The organism is Streptomyces sp. PSU-S4-23 (genome assembly GCF_055632315.1).
Genome location: NZ_JBVMUU010000002.1, coordinates 4,900,717 through 4,924,926, shown reverse-complemented (window position 1 = coordinate 4,924,926; position 24,210 = coordinate 4,900,717). Strand labels below are relative to the sequence as shown.

Annotated in this window: 18 protein-coding genes, 3 rRNA genes and 1 pseudogene; 2 read left to right on the top strand and 20 right to left on the bottom strand. The window is 68.1% G+C overall.

Features of this window, described 5'->3' with window-relative positions:
• Positions 1-238 precede the first annotated feature (238 nt).
• From ACZ79I_RS22585 to ACZ79I_RS22540, 10 genes and pseudogenes are all read right to left on the bottom strand, one after another.
• Positions 239-337 (bottom strand): 30S ribosomal protein bS22, encoded by a 99-nt coding sequence (locus ACZ79I_RS22585; RefSeq protein WP_003948845.1) that lies wholly within the window; start codon positions 335-337, stop codon positions 239-241.
• Positions 338-479: 142 nt separating this feature from the next.
• A complete protein-coding gene (locus ACZ79I_RS22580) occupies positions 480-692 on the bottom strand; it encodes a helix-turn-helix domain-containing protein (RefSeq protein ID WP_004984898.1) in 213 nt (70 codons plus the stop codon).
• 129 nt (positions 693-821) lie between these two features.
• Entirely contained in the window at positions 822-1,637 is an 816-nt protein-coding gene (locus ACZ79I_RS22575) for a phosphatase (protein WP_471505142.1), read from the bottom strand.
• Between the two features lie 437 nt (positions 1,638-2,074).
• Positions 2,075-3,247 (bottom strand): acetoin utilization protein AcuC, encoded by a 1,173-nt coding sequence (locus ACZ79I_RS22570; protein WP_471499298.1) that lies wholly within the window; start codon positions 3,245-3,247, stop codon positions 2,075-2,077.
• Positions 3,198-4,415: an MFS transporter gene (locus ACZ79I_RS22565; RefSeq protein ID WP_471499297.1), complete on the bottom strand. Its 1,218-nt coding sequence runs from the start codon at positions 4,413-4,415 to the stop codon at positions 3,198-3,200. Before ACZ79I_RS22565 ends, ACZ79I_RS22570 begins: the two co-directional genes overlap by 50 nt.
• Before the next feature lie 66 nt (positions 4,416-4,481).
• A pseudogene (locus ACZ79I_RS22560) lies at positions 4,482-5,003 on the bottom strand (VC0807 family protein); the annotation flags it as partial.
• A 21-nt stretch (positions 5,004-5,024) separates the two neighbouring features.
• Positions 5,025-5,669, bottom strand: coding sequence for an HAD family hydrolase (locus ACZ79I_RS22555; RefSeq protein ID WP_471499296.1), 645 nt, complete (start codon positions 5,667-5,669; stop codon positions 5,025-5,027).
• 60 nt (positions 5,670-5,729) lie between these two features.
• Positions 5,730-5,846, bottom strand: a 5S ribosomal RNA gene (gene rrf / locus ACZ79I_RS22550).
• Between the two features lie 80 nt (positions 5,847-5,926).
• Positions 5,927-9,043 (bottom strand): 23S ribosomal RNA (locus tag ACZ79I_RS22545).
• A 307-nt stretch (positions 9,044-9,350) separates the two neighbouring features.
• Positions 9,351-10,875: ribosomal RNA gene (locus ACZ79I_RS22540) — 16S ribosomal RNA — on the bottom strand.
• Together the 16S, 23S and 5S rRNA genes form the textbook arrangement of a ribosomal RNA operon.
• Positions 10,876-11,642: 767 nt before the next feature.
• Here ACZ79I_RS22540 and trpS point away from each other — a divergent pair.
• Positions 11,643-12,641, top strand: coding sequence for a tryptophan--tRNA ligase (gene trpS / locus ACZ79I_RS22535; protein ID WP_471499295.1), 999 nt, complete (start codon positions 11,643-11,645; stop codon positions 12,639-12,641).
• A 42-nt stretch (positions 12,642-12,683) separates the two neighbouring features.
• Here trpS and proC read toward each other — a convergent pair whose 3' ends face one another.
• The 6 genes from proC to ACZ79I_RS22505 form a co-directional block, all read right to left on the bottom strand.
• Positions 12,684-13,496, bottom strand: coding sequence for a pyrroline-5-carboxylate reductase (proC, locus tag ACZ79I_RS22530; protein WP_471499294.1), 813 nt, complete (start codon positions 13,494-13,496; stop codon positions 12,684-12,686).
• 92 nt (positions 13,497-13,588) lie between these two features.
• Positions 13,589-14,362 (bottom strand): ABC transporter permease, encoded by a 774-nt coding sequence (locus ACZ79I_RS22525; protein ID WP_471499293.1) that lies wholly within the window; start codon positions 14,360-14,362, stop codon positions 13,589-13,591.
• Complete coding sequence (locus ACZ79I_RS22520) at positions 14,359-15,180, bottom strand: ABC transporter ATP-binding protein (RefSeq protein ID WP_471499292.1); 822 nt, start codon at positions 15,178-15,180, stop codon at positions 14,359-14,361. Before ACZ79I_RS22520 ends, ACZ79I_RS22525 begins: the two co-directional genes overlap by 4 nt.
• A 200-nt stretch (positions 15,181-15,380) precedes the next feature.
• Complete coding sequence (locus ACZ79I_RS22515; RefSeq protein ID WP_471499291.1) at positions 15,381-16,157, bottom strand: class I SAM-dependent methyltransferase; 777 nt, start codon at positions 16,155-16,157, stop codon at positions 15,381-15,383.
• Between the two features lie 14 nt (positions 16,158-16,171).
• Positions 16,172-16,663 (bottom strand): EamA/RhaT family transporter, encoded by a 492-nt coding sequence (locus ACZ79I_RS22510; protein WP_471499290.1) that lies wholly within the window; start codon positions 16,661-16,663, stop codon positions 16,172-16,174.
• A 47-nt stretch (positions 16,664-16,710) separates the two neighbouring features.
• A complete protein-coding gene (locus ACZ79I_RS22505; RefSeq protein WP_471499289.1) occupies positions 16,711-17,028 on the bottom strand; it encodes an SH3 domain-containing protein in 318 nt (105 codons plus the stop codon).
• A gap of 183 nt (positions 17,029-17,211) precedes the next feature.
• Here ACZ79I_RS22505 and ACZ79I_RS22500 point away from each other — a divergent pair, with 183 nt between their 5' ends.
• Positions 17,212-19,308 (top strand): serine/threonine-protein kinase, encoded by a 2,097-nt coding sequence (locus ACZ79I_RS22500; protein ID WP_471499288.1) that lies wholly within the window; start codon positions 17,212-17,214, stop codon positions 19,306-19,308.
• Between the two features lie 51 nt (positions 19,309-19,359).
• On the opposite strand, the gene ilvD is transcribed toward ACZ79I_RS22500, so the two are convergent.
• The 4 genes from ilvD to ACZ79I_RS22480 all read right to left on the bottom strand — a co-directional run bounded on the left by ilvD (position 19,360) and on the right by ACZ79I_RS22480 (position 24,178).
• Complete coding sequence (gene ilvD / locus ACZ79I_RS22495) at positions 19,360-21,213, bottom strand: dihydroxy-acid dehydratase (protein WP_471499287.1); 1,854 nt, start codon at positions 21,211-21,213, stop codon at positions 19,360-19,362.
• 247 nt (positions 21,214-21,460) lie between these two features.
• Positions 21,461-22,081, bottom strand: a complete 621-nt coding sequence (locus tag ACZ79I_RS22490) for a TetR/AcrR family transcriptional regulator (RefSeq protein ID WP_471499286.1) — start codon at positions 22,079-22,081, stop codon at positions 21,461-21,463.
• An 88-nt stretch (positions 22,082-22,169) separates the two neighbouring features.
• A complete protein-coding gene (locus tag ACZ79I_RS22485) occupies positions 22,170-22,994 on the bottom strand; it encodes a sugar phosphate isomerase/epimerase family protein (protein WP_471499285.1) in 825 nt (274 codons plus the stop codon).
• 251 nt (positions 22,995-23,245) lie between these two features.
• A complete protein-coding gene (locus tag ACZ79I_RS22480; RefSeq protein ID WP_471499284.1) occupies positions 23,246-24,178 on the bottom strand; it encodes a Ppx/GppA family phosphatase in 933 nt (310 codons plus the stop codon).
• Positions 24,179-24,210: the final 32 nt, after the last annotated feature.

Sequence of the window (24,210 nt, the reverse complement as noted above, 5' to 3'; positions counted from 1 at the left end):
CTAGCCTGCCGCGTTCCCCGTGTGCGGCCAACTTATCGGGTCGATGTTGCGCTGTGATGACCGCCCGATGCAGTAAGTGACCACAGCCCCGTCCGAACGATCAGACCAAGCCATTCGGACCCACCGTCGTACGCGCGGCCGCACCCCGGCCGGAACGCCAATGACCCCCCACCGGGGGTGGGGGGTCACCGTGTGCGCGCTCGCGCACAGAAGCAAGGGCGCCCTTGCGGGCCGCGTCCTACTTCTTGTTACGACGCTGAACGCGCGTGCGCTTGAGCAGCTTGCGGTGCTTCTTCTTGGCCATCCGCTTGCGCCGCTTCTTGATAACAGAGCCCACGACTACCCTCGCTCACTTCTCATCACTCGGTGCTGGGCGCCATGGGCCCACACGACCTACGAGGGGCTAGCCTACCCGCCCGAGCGCTGAGGTCGTAATCGAGGTGACCCGGCAGGTCCCAACAGGCCCCGCCGGGCTGTCGTCAGGCCGTCTCCACCCCCACGTAACTCTCGCGGAGATATTCGTGAACCGCCTGCTCCGGCACCCGGAAGGACCTTCCCACCCGGATCGCCGGCAGATGACCGCTGTGCACCAACCGGTACACGGTCATCTTCGACACTCGCATCACCGAGGCGACTTCCGCCACGGTCAGGAACTGAACCTCGTTCAGAGGCCTCTCGCCAGCTGCAGCCATGACACACCTGAACCTTCCGCACTCGACGGCCACCGGCTTCCCCTTCCGGTGACTCTTCGTCGTTGCGTGCTCACTCCCCAGACTAGGGGCGGGTGATGCAAGTGGGGAAGAGGGGATGGCATCGGCGGCCTACTGTGACAGACACGCTCGATTGAGTACATAGCGAGTAAGCGGCTGGTAGTAAGCAGACCGCACAGCGTCATCGAGCGGAACGGCGACGGACACGCGCCCCTCCGCCTCACCGACGAAGAGCGCCGGATCGTCCGTATCGGCCAGGCCCATGGCGTCGAAACCCAGCTGACCTGCCCCGCAGACCCACCCGTGGTCTCCGATGACGAGCTCGGGCAGCGGCCCGCCGGCCTCGGCCGCGACCGCCAGCGCGGTACGGACCGGGAGCGGCGAGTGGGTGTGTGCGCCGGTCTCACAACCGGCGGTCCCGGGCCTCGGTTTCCGCACGAACGCGACACCTCGTACGTAATCAAGGTTGTACGTGCGTAGGCCGAACCGGGTCGTTATGTCGACACAGCGACCCTGCGCCGGGGTGAGAACGGTACATCCTGCCGCCGACAGAGCGTCCGCGAGCGCGGCGTAGAAACCGAGCAGCCGGTGCGGGTGTCCGGTGCCGAGGAGGACCGGCACCCCGTCCCGCGCGGCCTTGCCGATCCGCCGCGCGAAGGCGTCGAGTGCCTCCAGCGTGCGCTCCGGGTCGATCACATCGTGACCGGAGGTGTGCCGGGGATCGGCCGAAACCCCACACCTGTCGGCCATCAACGCCATCACCTCCCGTTGCCCCCACGTCCCTTCGGGATCCAGACCGATCAGAGCGCGGGGATCACGGGCGGCGAAGAGCCGATAGCTGCGCAGGCTCTCCTCGCGCGAGGTGGCCACGGGCCCGGCGAGCCGGGCGGCCAGCAAGTGCGCACGCAGCGCTCCGGTGCTCAACACGTCAGCGATGCTGGCCCATTCGCCCTCACCGAAGCCCCGAAAAGCGGAAAACACCCCACAGTCGGCGTAACCGCACGTCCCTAGCCCACGACGGCCCAGAGCACCGCCCCGACTCCACGCGCACCTACGACGCCACGGCCGGCGCCGACGCCCGGCGCCGGTCATCCGCCACGCGGGCCGATGACCGCGGTCAGGGGCCACGTCCGCGAACAGCGGCCCCGGACGGGGACCGGAGCCACGGGCGGCGCACGGGGCACCGGGGCCCTGGGCGGGAACTGCAGGCGCGGACCACAGCCGCGAACGGCGAGCCGCGGACGTACGACGGACCGCGTCCGCGCCCGGACGGCCGCCGGTGGGCGATCACCGTCGCGGGCGGCCTTCGTGGCGTGCTCGGCGCCGGGCCCGTCGGCCTGCGACCGGCGTCGCGGCGAGGCCCGCTACGGCAGCAGCCCACGCAGCGGGAACACCGCCTTGCGTGTGGCGAGCACCGCCTGGTCCAGCCGGTCCGCCGGGTCGTACCCCGCCTCCCAGTCCGCGTACTCGACCGGCCACCGGCCGTCGGTCATCCGCATCGGCGCCAACTGCCGCGTCCGGGCGAACACCTCCCGCCGCCAGCTCTCGGGGATCACGGTCTCCGGCGCGATCGGCCGGCCCACCGCGATCGCCACCAGATGCGTCCACGAGCGCGGGACGACCTCGACGACCGCGTACCCGCCCCCGCCCAGCGCGACCCAGCGCCCGTCGGCGTGCTCATGGGCGAGGTCGTGGCACGCGGCCTGCACGGCTCGCTGCGCGTCCAGCGACACGGCGAAGTGCGCGAGCGGGTCCTCGAAATGGGTGTCGGCGCCGTGCTGGGTGACCAGCACCTGCGGCCGGAAATCGGCGATCAGCTCCGGCACCACCGCATGGAACGCCCGCAGCCACCCGGCGTCCCCGGTCCCGGCCGGCAGCGCCAGGTTCACCGCGCTGCCCGGCGCGTGCTCACCGCCCGTCTCCTCCGGCCACCCGGTCTGCGGGAAGAGGGTCCGCGGATGCTCGTGCAGCGAGACGGTCAGCACCCGCGGATCGTCCCAGAAGACGGCCTGCACACCGTCTCCGTGGTGCACGTCCACATCCAGGTAGGCGATCCGCTCGGCGCCCAGCTCCAGCAGCCGGGCGATGGCGAGCGCGGCGTCGTTGTAGATGCAGAACCCGGAGGCGGCGCCCGGCATCGCGTGGTGCAGTCCGCCCGCGAAGTTCACCGCGTGCAGGGCCTCCCCCCGCCACACGGCCTCGGCCGCCCCCACCGACTGCCCGGCGATCAGCGCGGACACCTCGTGCATCCCGGCGAAGGCGGGATCGTCCATGGTGCCCAGCCCGTACGCCCCGTCGGCCGACGCCGGATCCGCGGACGCGGCCTTCACGGCCCGCACGTACCCCTCCTGGTGCACCAGCCGCAGCGTCGAGTCGCCCGCCGGTTTGGCCGAGACCACCCCGGCCTCCCGGTCGAGCCCGAAGGTGTCGACGAGTCTCCTGGTCAGCGCGAGCCGGACCGGATCCATCGGATGGTCCTGACCGAAGTCATACCCCGTTACCGCCTCGTCCCACATCAGCTGTGCACGCCCGCTCATGTCCGTCACCGTATCGGTCCGCCGCGGGCGCGAACGAGCGGGCATACACCAGCGTCACCAGGACCAACGCCATCGGCACAAGCATGGCGCCCCGGTAGTTCCAGGCGTCCCCGAGCGCGCCCACCAACGGCGAGCCGATCAGAAAGCCCACATAGTTGAAGATGTTCAGCCGTGCGATGGCCGTGTCCGAAGCCCCGGGGAACAACCGCCCCGCGGCAGCGAAGGTCTGCGGCACCAGTACGCACAGCCCGAGACCCAGCAGGGTGAACCCGAGCATCCCCACCCAGGCCCCGGGCGCCCCCGCCACCACGGCGAACCCGAGCGCCGACAGCAGCGCCCCGAGCCGCACGACGGCCGCGGCCCCGAACCGCCGCACCCCGGAGTCCCCGATGGACCGGCCGAGCAGTGTGGTGACCATGTAGACGTTGTACGGGACGGTCGCCAGCTGCTCCGAGCTCCCGAGCGTGTCCTGCAGGTACTTGGCGCTCCAGTTGGAGACGGTGGAGTCCCCGATGTACGCGAACGTCATCACCAGGCAGAGCGGCAGCAGCAGCCTGAAGACGACGGGGCCGGGGTTTCCGCTCCGCTCCGGGGCGTCCACCACGGGCGCGCTCGCGTCGACGTACCACCGGCTGCCGGCCAGCGTGGCCGGCAGCAGCACCGCGACGACGGGCAGATACGACACCCACAGCGCCAGATGCCAGTGCGCGCCCATCCAGGCGAGCGACGCGCCGACGATCCCGCCGAGGCTGTACGCCGCGTGAAAACCGAGCATGATGCTGCGCCCGTACGTCCGCTGGAGGCTCACCCCGAGCATGTTCATGGAGGCGTCCAGCGCGCCCACGGCCAGCCCGAACGCGGCCATCGCGATCGCGAGTTCCGTCATCTGCCGCCCGGCTCCGACGCCGAGCAGCGAGAGCAGCACCACGGGCTGCGACCAGCAGAGCAGCCGGCTGGGCCGCACCCGCTTGACGAGCTGCTCGGTCGCCACGCTGCCGACGCCTGCCAGGACCGGCACCGCGGCGAGGAAGACGGGGAGCAGGGCGTCGGACACCCCGTACCGGTCCTGAATGGCCGGAATCCGGGTCACCAGCAGGGCGAAGGTGGTGCCCTGGGCGAAGAAGCCGAACGCCAGCGAGGCCCTGCCGCGCCGCAGCACATCAGTCATGGCGGCGAGCGTAGGGCCCCGGCTTACCGGTGGGTAGATCCAGCCGAAGATGATTTTTGTTCAGCTTTACCGGGCGACCGCGAGGGCGGCAACCCGGTTCGCCTCGGTCTCGTGGCCCTTCAGCTCGGCGCTGAGCATGGCCGCCATGGGGCCGGCGGCGAGGGCCCCGCCGGCGAGGAAGCCCAGGACCATCGCGGCGATCTGGATGACGGAGCCGAGCCAGACCATGGTGTCCACGGGCAGGGTGTACGCCCCCACGACCCGCACGACACACTCGCCGAGGAGCACCACTCCCCATACGAGCGAGAAGAGCAGTTCGGCCCGCCGGAACTCCGCAGATCCCTCCCGCAGCCGCGCCCACGCGGCCTCCCTGTCGCCGTCGCCCTTCACCAGCCACGGCTTCATGGCGGCGCTCATCATCGGCCTGCCCAGCGCCACGGAGACCAGGATCCCGATCCCGATCGCGCTGCTGATCCCGCTGTCCTTGGCGAGCATCAGCCGCGGGTCGCCGGAGACGAAGGTGAGCAGCAGCCCGACGACGTTCACGAAGAGAATGAGCGCGGCGAGCGCGTTGACCTTCCGCTCCCGCGACCCGTGTCACGGCCGGGGTCATATGAGCAGGTCGGGCAACTCCCCCAAGCCGGAGAAGAGGTGCGTGGCTCCGGCGAGCCTGCCGGCGGGCGTCATGGCGGTGAACCCGTACACGTCCATCCCCGCGGCCACGGCGGCCTGCACCCCGAGCGGACTGTCCTCGACGACGACGCACCTCTGCGGCGCGACTCCCATCCGCTCGGCGGCGTACAGGAACAGGTCGGGGGCGGGCTTCCCCCGCCCCACGTCCTGCGCGCTGAAGACCCGGTCCTGGTCGAACCACCGGTCGAGCCCCGTCGTCCGGTGACCGACCCGGATCCGCTCATGGCTCCCGGACGACGCCACGCAGTACGCCACCCCGTCCGCCGCCAGCTTCTCCAGCACCTCCATGGCCCCGGCGACGGGCTTCAGCTCCCTCTCGAACGCGGCGAAGACACGCGTGTGGAAGACGTCGTCGAAGTCGCCTGGCAGCCTCCGCCCCGTGCGCTCCTCGATCATGTCGTGCACGCGGTGCATGGCGGCACCCATGTAGTCGCGCAGGGAGTCCTCATACGTGGTCGGGTGCCCCAACTCGGTGAGGTAGGTGGCGAGGAGCCGGTTGGAGATGGGCTCGCTGTCCACGAGGACCCCGTCGTTGTCGAAGATCACCAGGTCATAGCGCATGGGTACGAGCCTAAACGCAGAAAACCCCGCACCGTGAGGTGCGGGGTTTTCCCACAATTAGTTCGGCGGCGTCCTACTCTCCCACAGGGTCCCCCCTGCAGTACCATCGGCGCTGTAAGGCTTAGCTTCCGGGTTCGGAATGTAACCGGGCGTTTCCCTCACGCTATGACCACCGAAACACTACGAAACACACAACCGACCGCGTGACAGCGGGATTGTTCGTGGTTTCAGAACCAACACAGTGGACGCGAGCAACTGAGGACAAGCCCTCGGCCTATTAGTACCGGTCACCTCCACCTGTTACCAGGCTTCCAGATCCGGCCTATCAACCCAGTCGTCTACTGGGAGCCTTACCCCATCAAGTGGGTGGGAGTCCTCATCTCGAAGCAGGCTTCCCGCTTAGATGCTTTCAGCGGTTATCCCTCCCGAACGTAGCCAACCAGCCATGCCCTTGGCAGAACAACTGGCACACCAGAGGTTCGTCCGTCCCGGTCCTCTCGTACTAGGGACAGCCCTTCTCAAGACTCCTACGCGCACAGCGGATAGGGACCGAACTGTCTCACGACGTTCTAAACCCAGCTCGCGTACCGCTTTAATGGGCGAACAGCCCAACCCTTGGGACCGACTCCAGCCCCAGGATGCGACGAGCCGACATCGAGGTGCCAAACCATCCCGTCGATATGGACTCTTGGGGAAGATCAGCCTGTTATCCCCGGGGTACCTTTTATCCGTTGAGCGACGGCGCTTCCACAAGCCACCGCCGGATCACTAGTCCCGACTTTCGTCCCTGCTCGACCCGTCGGTCTCACAGTCAAGCTCCCTTGTGCACTTACACTCAACACCTGATTGCCAACCAGGCTGAGGGAACCTTTGGGCGCCTCCGTTACCCTTTAGGAGGCAACCGCCCCAGTTAAACTACCCATCAGACACTGTCCCCGATCCGGATCACGGACCCGGGTTAGACATCCAGCACGACCAGACTGGTATTTCAACGACGACTCCCACCATACTGGCGTATGGCTTTCACAGTCTCCCAGCTATCCTACACAAGCCGAACCGAACACCAATATCAAACTGTAGTAAAGGTCCCGGGGTCTTTCCGTCCTGCTGCGCGAAACGAGCATCTTTACTCGTAGTGCAATTTCACCGGGCCTATGGTTGAGACAGTCGAGAAGTCGTTACGCCATTCGTGCAGGTCGGAACTTACCCGACAAGGAATTTCGCTACCTTAGGATGGTTATAGTTACCACCGCCGTTTACTGGCGCTTAAGTTCTCAGCTTCGCCCACCCGAAAGTGAGCTAACCGGTCCCCTTAACGTTCCAGCACCGGGCAGGCGTCAGTCCGTATACATCGCCTTACGGCTTCGCACGGACCTGTGTTTTTAGTAAACAGTCGCTTCTCGCTGGTCTCTGCGGCCACCCCCAGCTCACGGAGTAAATCCGATCACCAGGCATGGCCCCCCTTCTCCCGAAGTTACGGGGGCATTTTGCCGAATTCCTTAACCATAGTTCACCCGAACGCCTCGGTATTCTCTACCTGACCACCTGAGTCGGTTTAGGGTACGGGCCGCCATGAAACTCGCTAGAGGCTTTTCTCGACAGCATAGGATCATCCACTTCACCACAATCGGCTCGGCATCAGGTCTCAGCCACACACAAGGCGGATTTACCTACCTTGCGGCCTACACCCTTACCCCGGGACAACCACCGCCCGGGATGGACTACCTTCCTGCGTCACCCCATCACTCACCTACTAACCGCTTGGTCCGGCGGCTCCACCACTCCGAGATTGTCCGAAGACGCACCCGGCGGCTTCACGGCCTTAGCATCACGATGCTCGATGTTTGACGCTCCACAGCGGGTACCGGAATATCAACCGGTTATCCATCGACTACGCCTGTCGGCCTCGCCTTAGGTCCCGACTTACCCTGGGCAGATCAGCTTGACCCAGGAACCCTTAGTCAATCGGCGCACACGTTTCCCACGTGTGAATCGCTACTCATGCCTGCATTCTCACTCGTCAACCGTCCACGACTACCTTCCAGTGCCGCTTCACCCGGCAGACGACGCTCCCCTACCCATCACAACAGGCGTTAACCCTCATGCTGCAATGACACGACTTCGGCGGTACGCTTGAGCCCCGCTACATTGTCGGCGCGGAATCACTAGACCAGTGAGCTATTACGCACTCTTTCAAGGGTGGCTGCTTCTAAGCCAACCTCCTGGTTGTCTGTGCGACTCCACATCCTTTCCCACTTAGCGTACGCTTAGGGGCCTTAGTCGATGCTCTGGGCTGTTTCCCTCTCGACCATGGAGCTTATCCCCCACAGTCTCACTGCCGCGCTCTCACTTACCGGCATTCGGAGTTTGGCTAAGGTCAGTAACCCGGTAGGGCCCATCGCCTATCCAGTGCTCTACCTCCGGCAAGAAACACACGACGCTGCACCTAAATGCATTTCGGGGAGAACCAGCTATCACGGAGTTTGATTGGCCTTTCACCCCTAACCACAGGTCATCCCCCAGGTTTTCAACCCTGGTGGGTTCGGTCCTCCACGAAGTCTTACCTCCGCTTCAACCTGCCCATGGCTAGATCACTCCGCTTCGGGTCTTGAGCGTGCTACTAAAAACGCCCTCTTCGGACTCGCTTTCGCTACGGCTACCCCACCCGGGTTAACCTCGCAACACACCGCAAACTCGCAGGCTCATTCTTCAAAAGGCACGCAGTCACGAGGGTCCGAAAACCCCGACGCTCCCACGGCTTGTAGGCACACGGTTTCAGGTACTATTTCACTCCCCTCCCGGGGTACTTTTCACCATTCCCTCACGGTACTATCCGCTATCGGTCACCAGGGAATATTTAGGCTTAGCGGGTGGTCCCGCCAGATTCACACGGGATTTCTCGGGCCCCGTGCTACTTGGGTATCTTCCAAACGAGCCGCTGACGTTTCGACTACGGGGGTCTTACCCTCTACGCCGGACCTTTCGCATGTCCTTCGCCTACATCAACGGTTTCTGACTCGTCCCACGGCCGGCAGACCGCAGAAGAAAGAACCCACAACCCCGCATGCGCAACCCCTGCCGGGTCTCACACACATACGGTTTGGCCTCATCCGGTTTCGCTCGCCACTACTCCCGGAATCACGGTTGTTTTCTCTTCCTGAGGGTACTGAGATGTTTCACTTCCCCTCGTTCCCTCCACACTGCCTATGTGTTCAGCAGTGGGTGACAGCCCATGACGACTGCCGGGTTTCCCCATTCGGAAACCCCCGGATCAAAGCCTGGTTGACGACTCCCCGGGGACTATCGCGGCCTCCCACGTCCTTCATCGGTTCCTGGTGCCAAGGCATCCACCGTGCGCCCTTAAAAACTTGGCCACAGATGCTCGCGTCCACTGTGCAGTTCTCAAACAACGACCAACCACCCACCACCCCGAACCACCACGGTCCGAGTTCACTGGGGCCGGCGACTGAGGAGAAATCCATTCCCTCAGACACCCAACAGCGTGCCCGGCCAGACCCTGTCCGAAGATCATGCGTTCCACGCTCTGACGAGCAGTACTAGCAGCCCCCGACCCGAGGTCCTGACCGAGTAGTCAACGTTCCACCCATGAGCAACCAGCATCGGACACTCGCCGATGTACTGGCCTCTGGACCGCCGAAGCAGCCTAGAAGTGCTCCTTAGAAAGGAGGTGATCCAGCCGCACCTTCCGGTACGGCTACCTTGTTACGACTTCGTCCCAATCGCCAGTCCCACCTTCGACAGCTCCCTCCCACAAGGGGTTGGGCCACCGGCTTCGGGTGTTACCGACTTTCGTGACGTGACGGGCGGTGTGTACAAGGCCCGGGAACGTATTCACCGCAGCACTGCTGATCTGCGATTACTAGCGACTCCGACTTCATGGGGTCGAGTTGCAGACCCCAATCCGAACTGAGACCGGCTTTTTGAGATTCGCTCCACCTTGCGGTATCGCAGCTCATTGTACCGGCCATTGTAGCACGTGTGCAGCCCAAGACATAAGGGGCATGATGACTTGACGTCGTCCCCACCTTCCTCCGAGTTGACCCCGGCGGTCTCCCGTGAGTCCCCAGCACCACAAGGGCCTGCTGGCAACACGGGACAAGGGTTGCGCTCGTTGCGGGACTTAACCCAACATCTCACGACACGAGCTGACGACAGCCATGCACCACCTGTACACCGACCACAAGGGGGCACCCATCTCTGGATGTTTCCGGTGTATGTCAAGCCTTGGTAAGGTTCTTCGCGTTGCGTCGAATTAAGCCACATGCTCCGCCGCTTGTGCGGGCCCCCGTCAATTCCTTTGAGTTTTAGCCTTGCGGCCGTACTCCCCAGGCGGGGCACTTAATGCGTTAGCTGCGGCACGGACCACGTGGAATGTGGCCCACACCTAGTGCCCACCGTTTACGGCGTGGACTACCAGGGTATCTAATCCTGTTCGCTCCCCACGCTTTCGCTCCTCAGCGTCAGTATCGGCCCAGAGATCCGCCTTCGCCACCGGTGTTCCTCCTGATATCTGCGCATTTCACCGCTACACCAGGAATTCCGATCTCCCCTACCGAACTCTAGCCTGCCCGTATCGACTGCAGACCCGGGGTTAAGCCCCGGGCTTTCACAACCGACGCGACAAGCCGCCTACGAGCTCTTTACGCCCAATAATTCCGGACAACGCTTGCGCCCTACGTATTACCGCGGCTGCTGGCACGTAGTTAGCCGGCGCTTCTTCTGCAGGTACCGTCACTTGCGCTTCTTCCCTGCTGAAAGAGGTTTACAACCCGAAGGCCGTCATCCCTCACGCGGCGTCGCTGCATCAGGCTTGCGCCCATTGTGCAATATTCCCCACTGCTGCCTCCCGTAGGAGTCTGGGCCGTGTCTCAGTCCCAGTGTGGCCGGTCGCCCTCTCAGGCCGGCTACCCGTCGTCGCCTTGGTGAGCCGTTACCTCACCAACAAGCTGATAGGCCGCGGGCTCATCCTGCACCGCCGGAGCTTTCCACCCAAGGAGATGCCTCCCCGGGTCGTATCCGGTATTAGACCCCGTTTCCAGGGCTTGTCCCAGAGTGCAGGGCAGATTGCCCACGTGTTACTCACCCGTTCGCCACTAATCCACCCCGAAGGGCTTCATCGTTCGACTTGCATGTGTTAAGCACGCCGCCAGCGTTCGTCCTGAGCCAGGATCAAACTCTCCGTGAATGCTTACCCGGCCGGTAAATGAATACCACCGGTCGACACCACGAGAGCGGAACCACCAGAGGAATAACCCAGTGGTTCACAGCATCCTCGCTGTGTTGTTTCAAAGGAACCTCGACCATCGGAACACAACGCTCCGACAGACGGGGTATCAACATATCTGGCGTTGACTTTTGGCACGCTGTTGAGTTCTCAAGGAACGGACGCTTCCTTCGTACTCACCACGAGAACCACTCTCACGGCTTTCCTCCGGGCGCTTCCCTTCGGTGTTTCCGACTCTATCAGATCCTTTCGGAGCTGATTCCCGGTCAGAGCGGGCTGTCTTTGCGGCCGTTGAGCCGTTCCGACGAGTGAGACTTTAGCGGATTCCCGGCTCCCGAGCTAATCGGGGCCGTGTCCTCACACAAGCTCGGACATGGATTCCTCATTCCGTGAATACGCACACCAATGGACACGACGACGAATCGCCGATGGCGTTGAGTACCTGCGGAATGGTCGTCCGGGGACCGACCGGAGTCGGTGCTCACGTCGGACAACCCGGAGAACACTACGGAGCGGGCGGGGACGTGTCAACTCGGCTCCGCGCCGAACCACGACGGGGTACTCTCCTCGTCATGACATCGCGTACGTGTAGCCAGCAGTGGTGGCCCGCCTGACGGCGGCCGCACTCACGTATGCACTCGACGGCCGCCGCCCCGGCGGCCGTTTCCGTATCTCCCTCCTGAAGGGCGGCCGACCGGTCACGGCGGCTCCGACCAGGAGGTAGAGCAATGACACGGGTCTTCAGCGGGATCCAGCCGACCGGGCATCTGACGCTGGGGAACTACCTGGGAGCCATGCGCCGGTGGGCCGAGGTGGACCAGCACCAGGCCGACTCCCTTTTCTGCGTCGTCGATCTGCACGCCCTGACCGTGGACCACGATCCGGCGCGGGTGCGCAGGCTCAGCCGGCAGGCGGCGACCCTGCTGCTGGCGGCGGGGCTCGACCCCGAGTTGTGCACCGTGTTCGTGCAGAGCCATGTGGACGAGCACGCGCGGCTCTCGTACCTGATGGAGTGCGTGGCCACGGACGGCGAGATGCGGCGGATGATCCAGTACAAGGAGAAGGCCGTACGGGAGCGGGAGCGGGGCGGGAGCGTGCGGCTGTCGCTGCTGACGTACCCCGCGCTGATGGCGGCCGACATCCTGGCGTACGGGACGGACGAGGTGCCCGTGGGGGACGACCAGACACAGCACGTGGAACTGGCGCGTGATCTGGCGGTGCGGTTCAACCAGCGGTACGGGCACACCTTCGTGGTGCCTCGGGCGACCCCTCCGAAGGTGGCGTCCCGGGTCATGAATCTGCAGGTCCCGACGTCGAAGATGGGGAAGTCGGACGACTCGGGGCAAGGAGTCGTCTATCTGCTCGACGAGCCGGACGCGGTGCGGAAGAAGATCATGCGGGCCGTGACCGACAGCGGGACGGACGTCGTCTACGACCGGGAGGCGCGGCCGGGGGTGGCGAACCTGCTGGAGATCCTCGCCGCGTGTGAGGGCCGGGACCCGGAGGGCCTGAGCGGCGCCTACCAGTCCTACGGCGCGTTGAAGAAGGACACCGCGGAGGCCGTGGTCGAGTTGTTGCGGCCCGTGCAGGAGCGGCACAAGGACTTGTGCGCGGACCCGGGGCATGTGGACGGGGTGCTGCGGGCCGGTGCCCAGCGGGCGAGGGACATGGCCAGGCCGCGGGTGGACGCGGCGTACCGGGCGATCGGGCTGCTGCCGGCCGGCTGAGTGCCGTGTGCCCACCGCCGGGGCCCGGCGGTGGGCACGGGGTCAGCCGTTGCTGCCGGAGGCCAGTGCGCGGCTGCGGTCGCGGGCCGCCTCCAGTGCCGCGATCAGGGCCGCTCGTACGCCGTGCTTCTCCAGCTCGCGGATCGCGCTGATCGTCGTACCGGCGGGCGATGTGACGTTCTCGCGGAGCTTCACGGGGTGCTCCCCGCTGTCGCGGAGCATGACGGCCGCGCCGATCGCGGACTGGACGATCAGGTCGTGGGCCTTGTCGCGGGGCAGCCCGAGCAGGATGCCGGCGTCGGTCATGGCCTCGACCAGGTAGAAGAAGTACGCCGGCCCCGATCCGGAGAGGGCGGTGCAGGCGTCCTGCTGGGACTCGGGGACGCGGAGGGTCTTGCCGACGGCCCCGAAGATCTCCTCGGTGTGGGCGAGGTCCGCGGCGGAGGCGTGCGCGCCGGCCGAGATCACGGACATGCCCTCGTCCACGAGGACGGGGGTATTGGGCATGACACGGACGACGGGGACGCCGTCGCCGAGGCGTTCCTCGATGGAGGCGGTCGTGATGCCGGCGGCGGCGCTGATGACCAGGCGGTCGGCGGTGATGTGCGGGGCCAGTTCGTCGAGCAGCCTGCCCATGTCCTGGGGCTTGGCGGCCAGGATGAGGGTGTCGGCGCGCTTGGCGGCGTCGGCGTTGCTGACGGCTTCGACGCCGTAGCGGGTGCGGAGCTCCTCGGCTCGTTCCGGGCGGCGGGCGGTGACCAGGAGGTCGGCGGGGGCCCAGCCGGCCCGGATCATTCCGCTGAGCAGGGCCTCGCCGATCTTTCCGGTGCCGAGGACTGCGACTTTCTGGGTCATGGTGCGGGTGCCCTCCGAGAATTGCGTCGTCCGATTCATCCTCGCACCGGTGGCGGTGGCGCGGTCGGCGTGTCCGGAGGGCGGGACGGGGATCAGGCCGTCCTGCGCCGCAGCGTCGCCGCGCCCAGTCCCAGCACCAGCAGCCCGCACCCCGCGACGACCAGCACGTCCCGGACGAATGTGGCCGTCATCTCGGTGTGCCGGAGGACCTCGTTCATGCCGTCCACCGCGTAGGACATCGGGAGCACGTCGGAGATCGCTTCCAGGGCCGGATGCATGTTGGAGCGGGGGGTGAACAGTCCGCACAGGAGGAGCTGCGGGAAGATCACCGCCGGCATGAACTGGACCGCCTGGAACTCCGAGGCGGCGAAGGCGGAGACGAACAGGCCCAGGGCCGTGCCGAGCAGGGCGTCCAGGAGTGCGACCAGGAGCAGGAGCCAGGCGGAACCCGTGACGTCGAGACCCAGGAACCAGACCGCCAGGCCCGTCGCCAGGGCCGACTGGATGATCGCCAGGGTGCCGAAGGCGAGGGCGTAGCCCGCGATGAGGTCGCCCTTGCCCAGGGGCATCGCGAGGAGGCGTTCCAGGGTGCCGGAGGTGCGTTCGCGCAGGGTCGCGATCGACGTCACCAGGAACATCGTGATCAGCGGGAAGATCCCGAGCAGCGAGGCCCCGATGGAGTCGAAGGTGCGCGGGCTGCCGTCGAAGACATAGCGCAGCAGGAAGAGCATGAGGCACGGCACGAGCATCATCAGGGCGATGGTGCGCGGGTCGTGGCGGAGCTGGCGCAGCACCCGGGCGGCGGTCGCCGTCGTACGGGAGGCGTTGAGGGCGCTGCCCGCCGGCTGCGGGCTGGTCGTGGTCATCGGACCGTCTCCTTTCCGGCACTGCTCTTCGCCGCCGCCTCGTCGACCAGGTGCAGGAACGCCCCCTCGACCGTCTCCGCGCCCGTGCGGGTGCGCAGCGCGTCCGGGGTGTCGTCGGCGAGGATCTCGCCCTCGCGCATCAGCAGGAGACGGTGGCAGCGCTCGGCCTCGTCCATGACGTGGGAGGAGACGAGGAGCGTGGCGCCCCGGTCGGCCGCGATGGTGTGGAAGAGATTCCAGAGGTCACGGCGCAGTACGGGGTCGAGGCCGACGGTCGGTTCGTCCAGGACGAGGAGTTCGGGGGTGCCCAGGAGCGCGACCGCGAGGGAGACCCGGCTGCGCTGCCCGCCGGAGAGGGTGCCGGCGAGGGCGTCGGCGTGCGAGGCGAGGTCGATGTCGTCGAGGACACGATCGATGTCGCGGCGGCGGTCGCCGGCGGTGGCCCTGGGGTCGAGGACCGAGGCGAAGTAGTCGAGGTTCTGGCGGACGGTCAGGTCGTCGTAGACGGAGGCCGCCTGGGTGACGTAGCCGATGTGTGAGCGCAGGGAGGGGTCGCCCGCGGGGCGGCCGAGCACCTCCAGGGTGCCGGTGACCTTGGCCTGGCTGCCGATGACCGCGCGCATGAGGGTCGTCTTGCCGCAGCCTGAGGGGCCGAGCAGGCCGGTGATCTGGCCCCGGGGGACGGAGAAGCCGAGGCCGCGCAGGACCGTGCGGGGGCCGCGTACGACGGTGAGGTGCTCGGCGCGGACGGCGGGGGCGGTGGGGGCCTGCCGCGGGTTCGGGGGGCCGGGTGGATGCCTCCGGCGAATATTCATCATGCGATGAATACTGCGCGCGCCGCCGATTCGCCGTCAAGGGCCTGTTGGGCCCGCGGGGTTGTGTGATGGGTCTCCTTGGGGGCTCCGGCGGGTCTCCCTGGGGGTTCCGGCGGGTCTCCCTGGGTGCCTGGGTCTCCTTGGGGGCTCGGTGGGTCTCCTCCGTCGGTCGCCGGATGGGGCGCCGGGGCTTCCTGAGGGGCCTACGGGCGCGTCGCCACGATCAGTACGGCGTCGTAGACCTCCTCGACCAGGCCGCCGGGGAAGACCTTCAGGAGGTGTTCCCGCTCCTCGGCGAGGAAGGAGTTCGCTCCCTCCTCGCCGAGGACGAGGAAGACCGAGTGGCTGCCGATGTTCGCGAGATGGGTGTCGACGGGGACCGTGCGGCTCCAGCGGACGACACGATGGGTGTGGTCCGGGACCTCGGGGGCGCCCGCGAAGGCGAGTTCGGTCCGGATGCCGCCGGCGCCGCTCTTGGACGCCTGCCCGCTGCCGAAGAACCGCTCGATGCGCTCCGCCTGCTCGGCGATCCACGGGACGTCCCCGGCGTCCGTGTTCCACCACAGCGCGAGCGCCCCGCCGGGCCGCAGGACGCGCAGGGCCTCCGGGACCGAGCGGGCGGGGTCGGTCCAGTGCCAGGACTGGGCGTAGGTGAGGACGTCGGCGCAGGCGGTGGCGAGGGGGAGGGCGTTGCCGTCGCCACGCAGGAGGGGCACTCCGGGGAGGGTGCGGCGGAACTGGGCCGCCATGCCGTCGCCGGGCTCCACCGCGAGGACGCGGGCGCCGCGATCCTTGAGCAGGGCGGTGGCGATGCCGGTGCCGGCGCCGATGTCCGCGACGCGGGCGCCGGCCAGGGGGCGGCCCGCGAGGTCTTCCACGGCGTCGAGGAGGGCGGGCGGGTAGGAGGGGCGGTTCGCGGCGTACCGGGCCGCGGCGGCGTTGAAGGAACGGGCCCGGGCGGAGTGGGAGGGGGCGGTCATACGCCCATGGTGGGTCAGGCGCGGCGTCTGCGGGACGGGTCGCCCGTGCGGCGGGAAGCGCGCTTGTCGTGGGCGGCGCGGGCCGTCTCGTGCTCCTCGCGGTGGAGCTTCTCGCCGGGGGCCTCGCTCAGCGAACGGACGAAGTAGGCGAGCAGCGAGCCGACGAAGCCGATCGCCAGGAGGCCGCGCAGGGTGGCCTGGCGGTCCGGGTCGGGGCGCTCGGTGAAGGCTCCCCAGGTGTGGCCGAACGCGAGCGCGCTGCACACCGCGAACATCACCACGACCATCAGGGTCACCGGCTTGCCGACGTCCGCGATCTGCAGGCCCTGGTAGGCGAAGCGCAGGACGAGGCAGGAGACGGCGGAGGCCGCGAGGGCGCCGGCGGAGACGGCGAGGCGACGGGCCCGGTAGCCGCCGTCGTGCTCGACCCAGGTCGTGCCGAAGTAGCGGATCGGTTCGGGGCGGGGGCCCCGGGGGGTGTCCGGAGTTCCGTTCTCGTCGCTCACGCGTCGATTATCACTCCGGCCCCGACCGGGGTCCCGCCGCCCCTGGGTCAACCGCAGCGCGAGGCGACGTACCCGTCAGTGCCCGTATACACGTAGGCATCCGAGACGTACTCGCCGTCGTCGATGTTGTCCCAGATGTTGGTCGTGCCGTAGGGGCCCGTGACCGTCGTACCCGGTGTCTGGCAGAAGATCGGGACCGAGGCGCCCTCGGGCAGGACCCGGACGATGGTGTAGCTGGTGCCCGGTCCGCTGCGGACGTTGAGCCGGACGCCGGGCGCCACCGAGTAGTAGCGCAAGGTCGCGGTCGTCGCGACGGCCTCCGCCTTGTCGCCGGCCCCGGCTTCTTCGGCATGCTCAGCAGACATGCAAAACCTCCCCCGTTCAAGTCCCATGACTGCCATGGGACCTCGTTCATTCCCTCGCATCACGCCGTGAAACAGGCGGAACGCAACACGCGTACGGAGGCTAGCAAGCCGCCTCGGTCTCGTACGAGTCATCGACTAGGCTCCGTGCGTCGCGCGCGCGTACGAAGAGCACGGGGGTGGTCCATGACTCCACAGCGCAACACCGGAGCGGGCGCGGAAGCGGAACTTCCCGAGTACGCCGGTCAATACCACCTGGAGTCCTGCCTGGGATCCGGTGGCATGGGCGTCGTGCATCTGGCCCGGAGCGCTTCGGGCATGAAGCTCGCGGTCAAGGTCGTACACGCCCAGTTCGCCAGGGATCCCGAGTTCAGGGGTCGTTTCCGGCAGGAGGTGGCCGCGGCCAGGAAGGTGAGCGGAGCCTTCACCGCGCCCGTGGTCGACGCCGATCCGGAGGCCGAACGACCGTGGATGGCCACGCTGTTCATTCCCGGTCCGACCTTGGCCGATCATGTCAAGCGGAACGGTCCCATGCCTTCCGCGCAGTTGCGTCGGCTGATGGCCGGGCTCGCGGAGGCGCTGCGCGACATTCATCGCGTCGGGGTCGTGCACCGGGACCTGAAGCCCAGCAACGTGCTGCTCGCCGAGGACGGGCCGAAGGTCATCGACTTCGGCATCTCCCGGCCGAAGGACAGTGAACTGCGCACAGAGACGGGCAAGCTGATCGGCACGCCGCCCTTCATGGCACCCGAGCAGTTCAGGCGGCCGAGGGAGGTCGGTCCCGCGGCCGATGTCTTCGCGCTCGGGTCCGTGCTGGTGCACGCGGCCACCGGGCGGGGGCCGTTCGACTCCGACAGCCCCTACATCGTGGCCTACCAGGTCGTGCACGACGAGCCGGACCTGACCGGTGTTCCGGAGAGCCTCGCACCGCTGGTACTGCGCTGTCTCGCCAAGGAGCCCGAGGACCGGCCCACACCGGACGAGCTGATGCGGGAACTCCGGACGGTCTCGGCGTCGTACGACACCCAGCCGTTCATACCGGCACAGCGGACAGGTGAGGGGCCCGTGCCGGAGCCCCGCGTCGAGGAGCCGGAGCGGCGGTTCAGGAGGCGCACCCGCAGGAACGTGTTCTTCGCGGGCGGAGCACTCCTGCTGGCCGTGGGCGGTGCGCTCGCCTGGACCTTGTCACTCGGAGGCCAACCCACCCCGTCGAAGGCTGCCACGTCCCGGACCACGGCGGACGCATTCCGTGCCTGGGAGGTGAAGCTCGCCCCAGAGGACGGAAGTGCGCCCCAATGTTCCCATGGGGCGGGGAAACTGTTGTGCGCACAGCCCGGACTGGTGTTCGCCCTCCGCCCGTCCGACGGCTCCCAGCTGTGGCGGCACTCCGTCGGCAGAACGCCCAGGAACGGACCGCCCGTCCTGTCGGGGGGACTCGTCCAGCCGCTGACGGCCCAGCTCCGGCACATGGAGGCGCTGGATCCCGCATCGGGAACAACGCGTTGGCGACGGGCCATGCCCGAGTACAACGGAATGGGGCTGGCCGGCGGCATGCTCCTGCTCACCGCCGCGGACGGGACGGTCACCGGAGTGAACAGCGCATCGGGAGACAGCGAGTGGCGCCGCCGGATCCCCGGCCAGAGAATGCCGTACTTCACCGCGTTCCCAGGGGACCCGCTGGCGTATGCGACGAGCACCTCCGACGACGGATCGAGCACGCACGTCACCGCCGTGGATCCTGAAACCGGCGACGTGCGGTGGGACGCACATCTGCAAGGAACGCTGAGACCTTTCGGTGCCACGAACGGCAGCGTGTTCTTCCTGTCCGCAGACGAGACCGTCCATGGTGAGACGAACGCCGTGGTCCGCTACACCCCGGAATCCAAGGCGGCGCGCAGGGTGGCCCTGCCCGTCCGGCGCGAACGCCCCCACGCCACCGTGCACGGCGGCGTCGTGTACCTCCTCGCCGCGGGCGGCTCGCTGGAAGCCGTGGACATGAACGCGCGGAAGCAGCTCTGGCACGTGGAAACGTCCGTGAGCCGCGGCTCGGCGCCGGTCATGGACGGCGGGCATGTCTACTTCACCGCTGCAGACGGGCGGCTGCTGGCCTTCGACGCCGGCACGGGAGAGTTCATCGGCCAGACTCCGCCACGCCTGGGCCCGAAAGCGGATCGGGTCGCAGCCGCGCTGCCCGATCCCGTCCTCGTCGACGGCCACGTCTACGCCGCCGCCCCCGACGGCACCGTCTTCGGCGTGGACGGGCGCGATCCGTCGCGCTGGTGACGAACGGGAGGGCCGCCCCCGAAGGAGCGGCCCTCACACGAACACGAGCCCTCAGCCGAGCTTCGTCACATCCCGCACCGCGCCCTTGTCCGCGCTCGTCGCCATCGCGGCGTAGGCGCGCAGGGCGGCCGAGACCTTGCGGTCGCGGTCGACGGGGACGTAGGCGCCGTTCAGGGCGGCGCGGCGGTCGGCCAGTTCCTCGTCGCCGACCAGGAGGTCGATCGCGCGGTTCGGGATGTCGATGCGGATGCGGTCGCCGTCGCGCACCAGGGCGATCGTGCCGCCCGAGGCCGCCTCGGGGGACGCGTGGCCGATCGACAGGCCCGACGTGCCGCCGGAGAAACGGCCGTCCGTGATCAGCGCGCACGCCTTGCCCAGGCCCCGGCCCTTCAGGTACGAGGTCGGGTACAGCATCTCCTGCATGCCGGGGCCGCCCTTGGGACCCTCGTAGCGGATGACGACGACGTCGCCCTCCTTGACCTGCTTGGTCAGGATCTTCTCGACGGCCTCGTCCTGGGACTCGCAGACGACCGCCGGGCCCTCGAACGTCCAGATCGACTCGTCGACGCCCGCCGTCTTCACCACGCAGCCGTCGACCGCGAGGTTGCCCCTGAGGACGGCCAGGCCGCCGTCCTTGGAGTACGCGTGCTCGACGGAGCGGATGCAGCCGTTCTGGTCATCCTCGTCCAGGGCCTCCCAGCGCTCGGACTGGGAGAACGCCTCGGCGGAGCGGACACAGCCCGGTGCCGCGTGCCACAGCTCCACCGCCTCGGGCGAGGGGGAGCCGCCGCGGACGTCCCAGGTCTTCAGCCAGTCCGCGAGGGACGGGCTGTGGACCGCGTGCACGTCCTCGTTGAGCAGGCCCGCGCGGTGCAGTTCGCCGAGGAGGGCGGGGATGCCGCCTGCGCGGTGCACGTCCTCCATGTAGTACGTGCGGTTCTTGGCGACGTTCGGGGCCACCTTCGCCAGGCAGGGGACCCGGCGCGAGACCTGGTCGATCTCCTCCAGGCCGAAGGGGACGCCCGCCTCCTGGGCCGCGGCCAGCAGGTGCAGGATCGTGTTGGTCGAGCCGCCCATCGCGATGTCCAGGGCCATCGCGTTCTCGAAGGCGGAGAAGGTCGCGATGGAGCGCGGCAGGACCGTCTCGTCGTCCTGCTCGTAGTAGCGGCGGGTCAGGTCCATGACCGTGCGGGCGGCGTCCTCGTACAGCGCCCTGCGGGCCGTGTGCGTGGCGAGGACCGAGCCGTTGCCGGGGAGGGAGAGGCCGATCGCCTCGGTGAGACAGTTCATCGAGTTGGCCGTGAACATGCCGGAACAGGAGCCGCACGTCGGACAGGCGTTCTCCTCGATGCGGAGGATGTCCTCGTCGGAGATCTTGTCGTTGGCGGCGTCGGCGATCGCGTCGATCAGGTCGAGGGAGCGGACCGTGCCGTCGACCAGGGTGGCCCGGCCGGCCTCCATCGGGCCGCCGGAGACGAAGACCGCCGGGATGTTCAGGCGCAGCGCCGCCATCAGCATGCCCGGGGTGATCTTGTCGCAGTTGGAGATGCAGACCAGGGCGTCGGCGCGGTGGGCCTCCACCATGTACTCCACGCTGTCCGCGATCAGGTCGCGGGAGGGCAGGCTGTAGAGCATTCCGCCGTGGCCCATCGCGATGCCGTCGTCCACCGCGATCGTGTTGAACTCGCGCGGGATGCCGCCCGCCTCCGTGATGGCCTCGCTGACGATCCGGCCGACCGGCTGGAGGTGGGTGTGGCCCGGAACGAACTCCGTGAAGGAGTTGGCGACCGCGATGATCGGCTTCCGTCCGATGTCCGCACCGGGTACACCGGAGGCGCGCATCAGGGCGCGGGCGCCCGCCATGTTGCGGCCGTGGGTGACTGTGCGGGACCTCAGCTCGGGCATCGTCGCTCGCTCCTTCGGAGAGTTCTGACTCACGTCGAGCCTACGCCGGTGCTCCAAGGTGCGGACACGATGTCCGGGATACGGGATGCGCGTCTCGTGCTGCGGCCGAGGCCGGGAGGGGCGTGCGAGCGTTTGCGTAAACGCTTGCATTAAACGCTTGCGTAAACGTTTGCGCGGACGCTTGCACGAGCATTTATGGTCATCCGGCGGTTGCGCCGCAGCCGGAGAACCCGAGCCCGCGGGGTGCTCAGGGGTTCGTCAGGTGCCCCTGCACGACGGGTGCCAGTCGCGCCACCAGCTGTTCCAGGTCCGCCGACGCCAGCGGCTCCACCTTGATCACGTACCGCAGCATCGCCACCCCGACCAGCTGCGCGGCCGCCAGCTCGGCGCGCAGTTCCGGGTCCGGGACGTCCAGCTGTCCCGCGATACGGCGCAGGAGCTGCGCGGCGACCAGGCGGCGGAAGACGGCGGCCGCGGTCTCGTTGTTCACGGCGGAGCGGACCACGGCCAGCAGCGGCCTACGGGTCACCGGGTTCTCCCAGACACCGAACACGAACCGGGTCAGGCGCTCGCCGACGGCGTCCCGGGGGCCGTCGGCGACCGCGTCCGGCGCGCTCAGGGCGGGCGCGAAGACGATCTCGATGGCCGCTTCGAAGACCTGTTCCTTGGTGCCGAAGTAGTGGTGCACGAGCGCGGAGTCGACCCCTGCGGCCTTGGCGATGCCTCGCACGGACGCCTTCTCGTAGCCGCGCTCGGAGAACTCCTCGCGGGCCGCCTCCAGGATGCGGTCCCGGGTGGCGGGGGCCGCCGCCGTCTCCGTGCGGCTGGGCCGTCCCCTGCCGCGGCGCACATGGCTCGCCCCGGTCACGGACGGAACACCCCGCTCACCGGCGTCCCGCCCGGCATCGCTCTCAGCGGCATCCCCCTCAGCCGCATCCGCCTCGCCCGTGCCCTGCTCACCCGCGGGGCACCTTCGCGGCCGACGCGAGGTGGAGGCGGGCGAAGGCGAGGGCCTCCGCGAGGTCGGCCTCCCGCTCGGCACTGGACATGGCGCGGCGGGTGTTGACCTCGATGACGACGTGCCCGTCGAAGCCGGTGAGCGCCAGCCGCTCCAGGACCTCGGCGCAGGGCTGGATGCCGCGGCCGGGCACGAGGTGCTCGTCCTTGCTGGAGCCGTTGCCGTCGGCGAGGTGGACGTGGCCGAGGCGGTCGCCCATGCGGTCGAGCATCTGGAGGGCGTCGGTGCGTGCCGTCGCGGTGTGGCTGAGATCGATCGTGAAGTGGCGGTAGTCGTGCCCGGTCACGTCCCAGCCGGGGGCGTACGCGAGCATCTCGCGGTCGCGGTAGCGCCATGGATACATGTTCTCGACGGCGAACCGCACATCCGTCTCGTCCGCCATGCGCCAGACACCCTCCACGAAGTCACGGGCGTACTGGCGCTGCCACCGGAAGGGCGGGTGGACGACCACGGTGCCGGCGCCGAGCTTCTCGGCGGCCACGCGGGCGCGCTGGAGCTTGACCCACGGATCGGTGGACCAGACACGCTGGGTGACCAGCAGGCACGGGGCGTGGACGGCCAGGATGGGGATCCCGTGGTGGTCGCTGAGCCGGCGCAGCGCCTCTATGTCCTGGCTGACCGGGTCGGTCCACACCATGACCTCGACCCCGTCGTACCCGAGGCGCGCCGCGATCTCGAAGGCCGTCGCCGTCGACTCCGGATAGACGGAAGCCGTCGACAGGGCGACCTTCGCATCCGGGATGCGCACTACAGGTTCTGCCACGAGGGACAGGGTACGGGGCGTCGCGTTGACATGGAGGGCCGGATGCGACAGGAGGGATGTGGGAAGGGGCACAGCGAACCATTGCCGCCACCGCGCGGACCCGCCCGCTCACCCGTGCTCCCGCCGTCCCGTACCCGCGCCCCGGCGGCGCCCTGCCTGCGCCCGCCCCCGCTCCTCCTGCGCCCCTACGTCCTGTACGCCCTGTACACCCTCCACGCCCTCTCAGGTGCCGTCTCAGGTGCCGTCGGCGTCTACGGCGTCACCATGTGGTCCAGCCGCCGAAGGATCACACCCTCCCGCAGCGCCCACGGGCAGATCTCCAGCGTCTCCACACCGAAGAGGTCCATCAGCCCCTCCGCGACCAGCGCCCCGGCGAGGAGCTGGTTCCCGCGGCCCTCGGAGACGCCGGGGAGGTCCTCACGTTCGTCGTAGGTCATCCCGGCCAGCCGCGGCACCCACGCCTCCAGGGACTCCCGTTTCAGCTCGCGCTGCACGTACAGGCCCTCGGCCGAGCGTGCCGCCCCGGCAATGCGGGCGAGCTGCCGGAACGTCTTGGAGGTGGCGACCACATGGTCGGGCGCCCCGAAGCGGCTGAACTCGCCGACCGTGCGGGCGATCTCCGCCCGTACGTGCCGGCGCAGCGCCTTCACATCGGCCGGATCCGGCGGGTCCCCGGGCAGCCATGCCGCGGTGAGCCGGCCGGCCCCCAGGGGCAGCGACACCGCCGCGTCGGGTTCCTCGTCGATGCCGTACGCGACCTCCAGTGAGCCGCCCCCGATGTCGAGGACGAGCAGTTTGCCGGCCGACCAGCCGAACCAGCGGCGCGCCGCGAGGAACGTCAGCCGTGCCTCCTCCGCGCCGCTCAGCACCTGCAGCTCGACACCGGTGGCGTCCTTGACCCGGGCCAGGACGTCGTCCGCATTGCTCGCCTCCCGTACCGCGGAGGTGGCGAACGGCAGCAGGTCCTCGACACCCTTGTCCTCGGCCGCCTGCAGGGCCTCCAGGACGACGGCGACGAGCTTGTCGACCCCTTCGGCACCGATGGCACCGCTGCCGTCGAGCAGTTGCGCGAGCCGCAGCTCCGCCTTGTGCGAGTGCGCGGGCAGGGGGCGTGCGCCGGGGTGTGCGTCCACCACCAGCAGATGCACCGTGTTCGAACCCACGTCGAGGACACCGAGTCTCATGTACGGCACGCTACTGCCAGTACGCCGGTCCT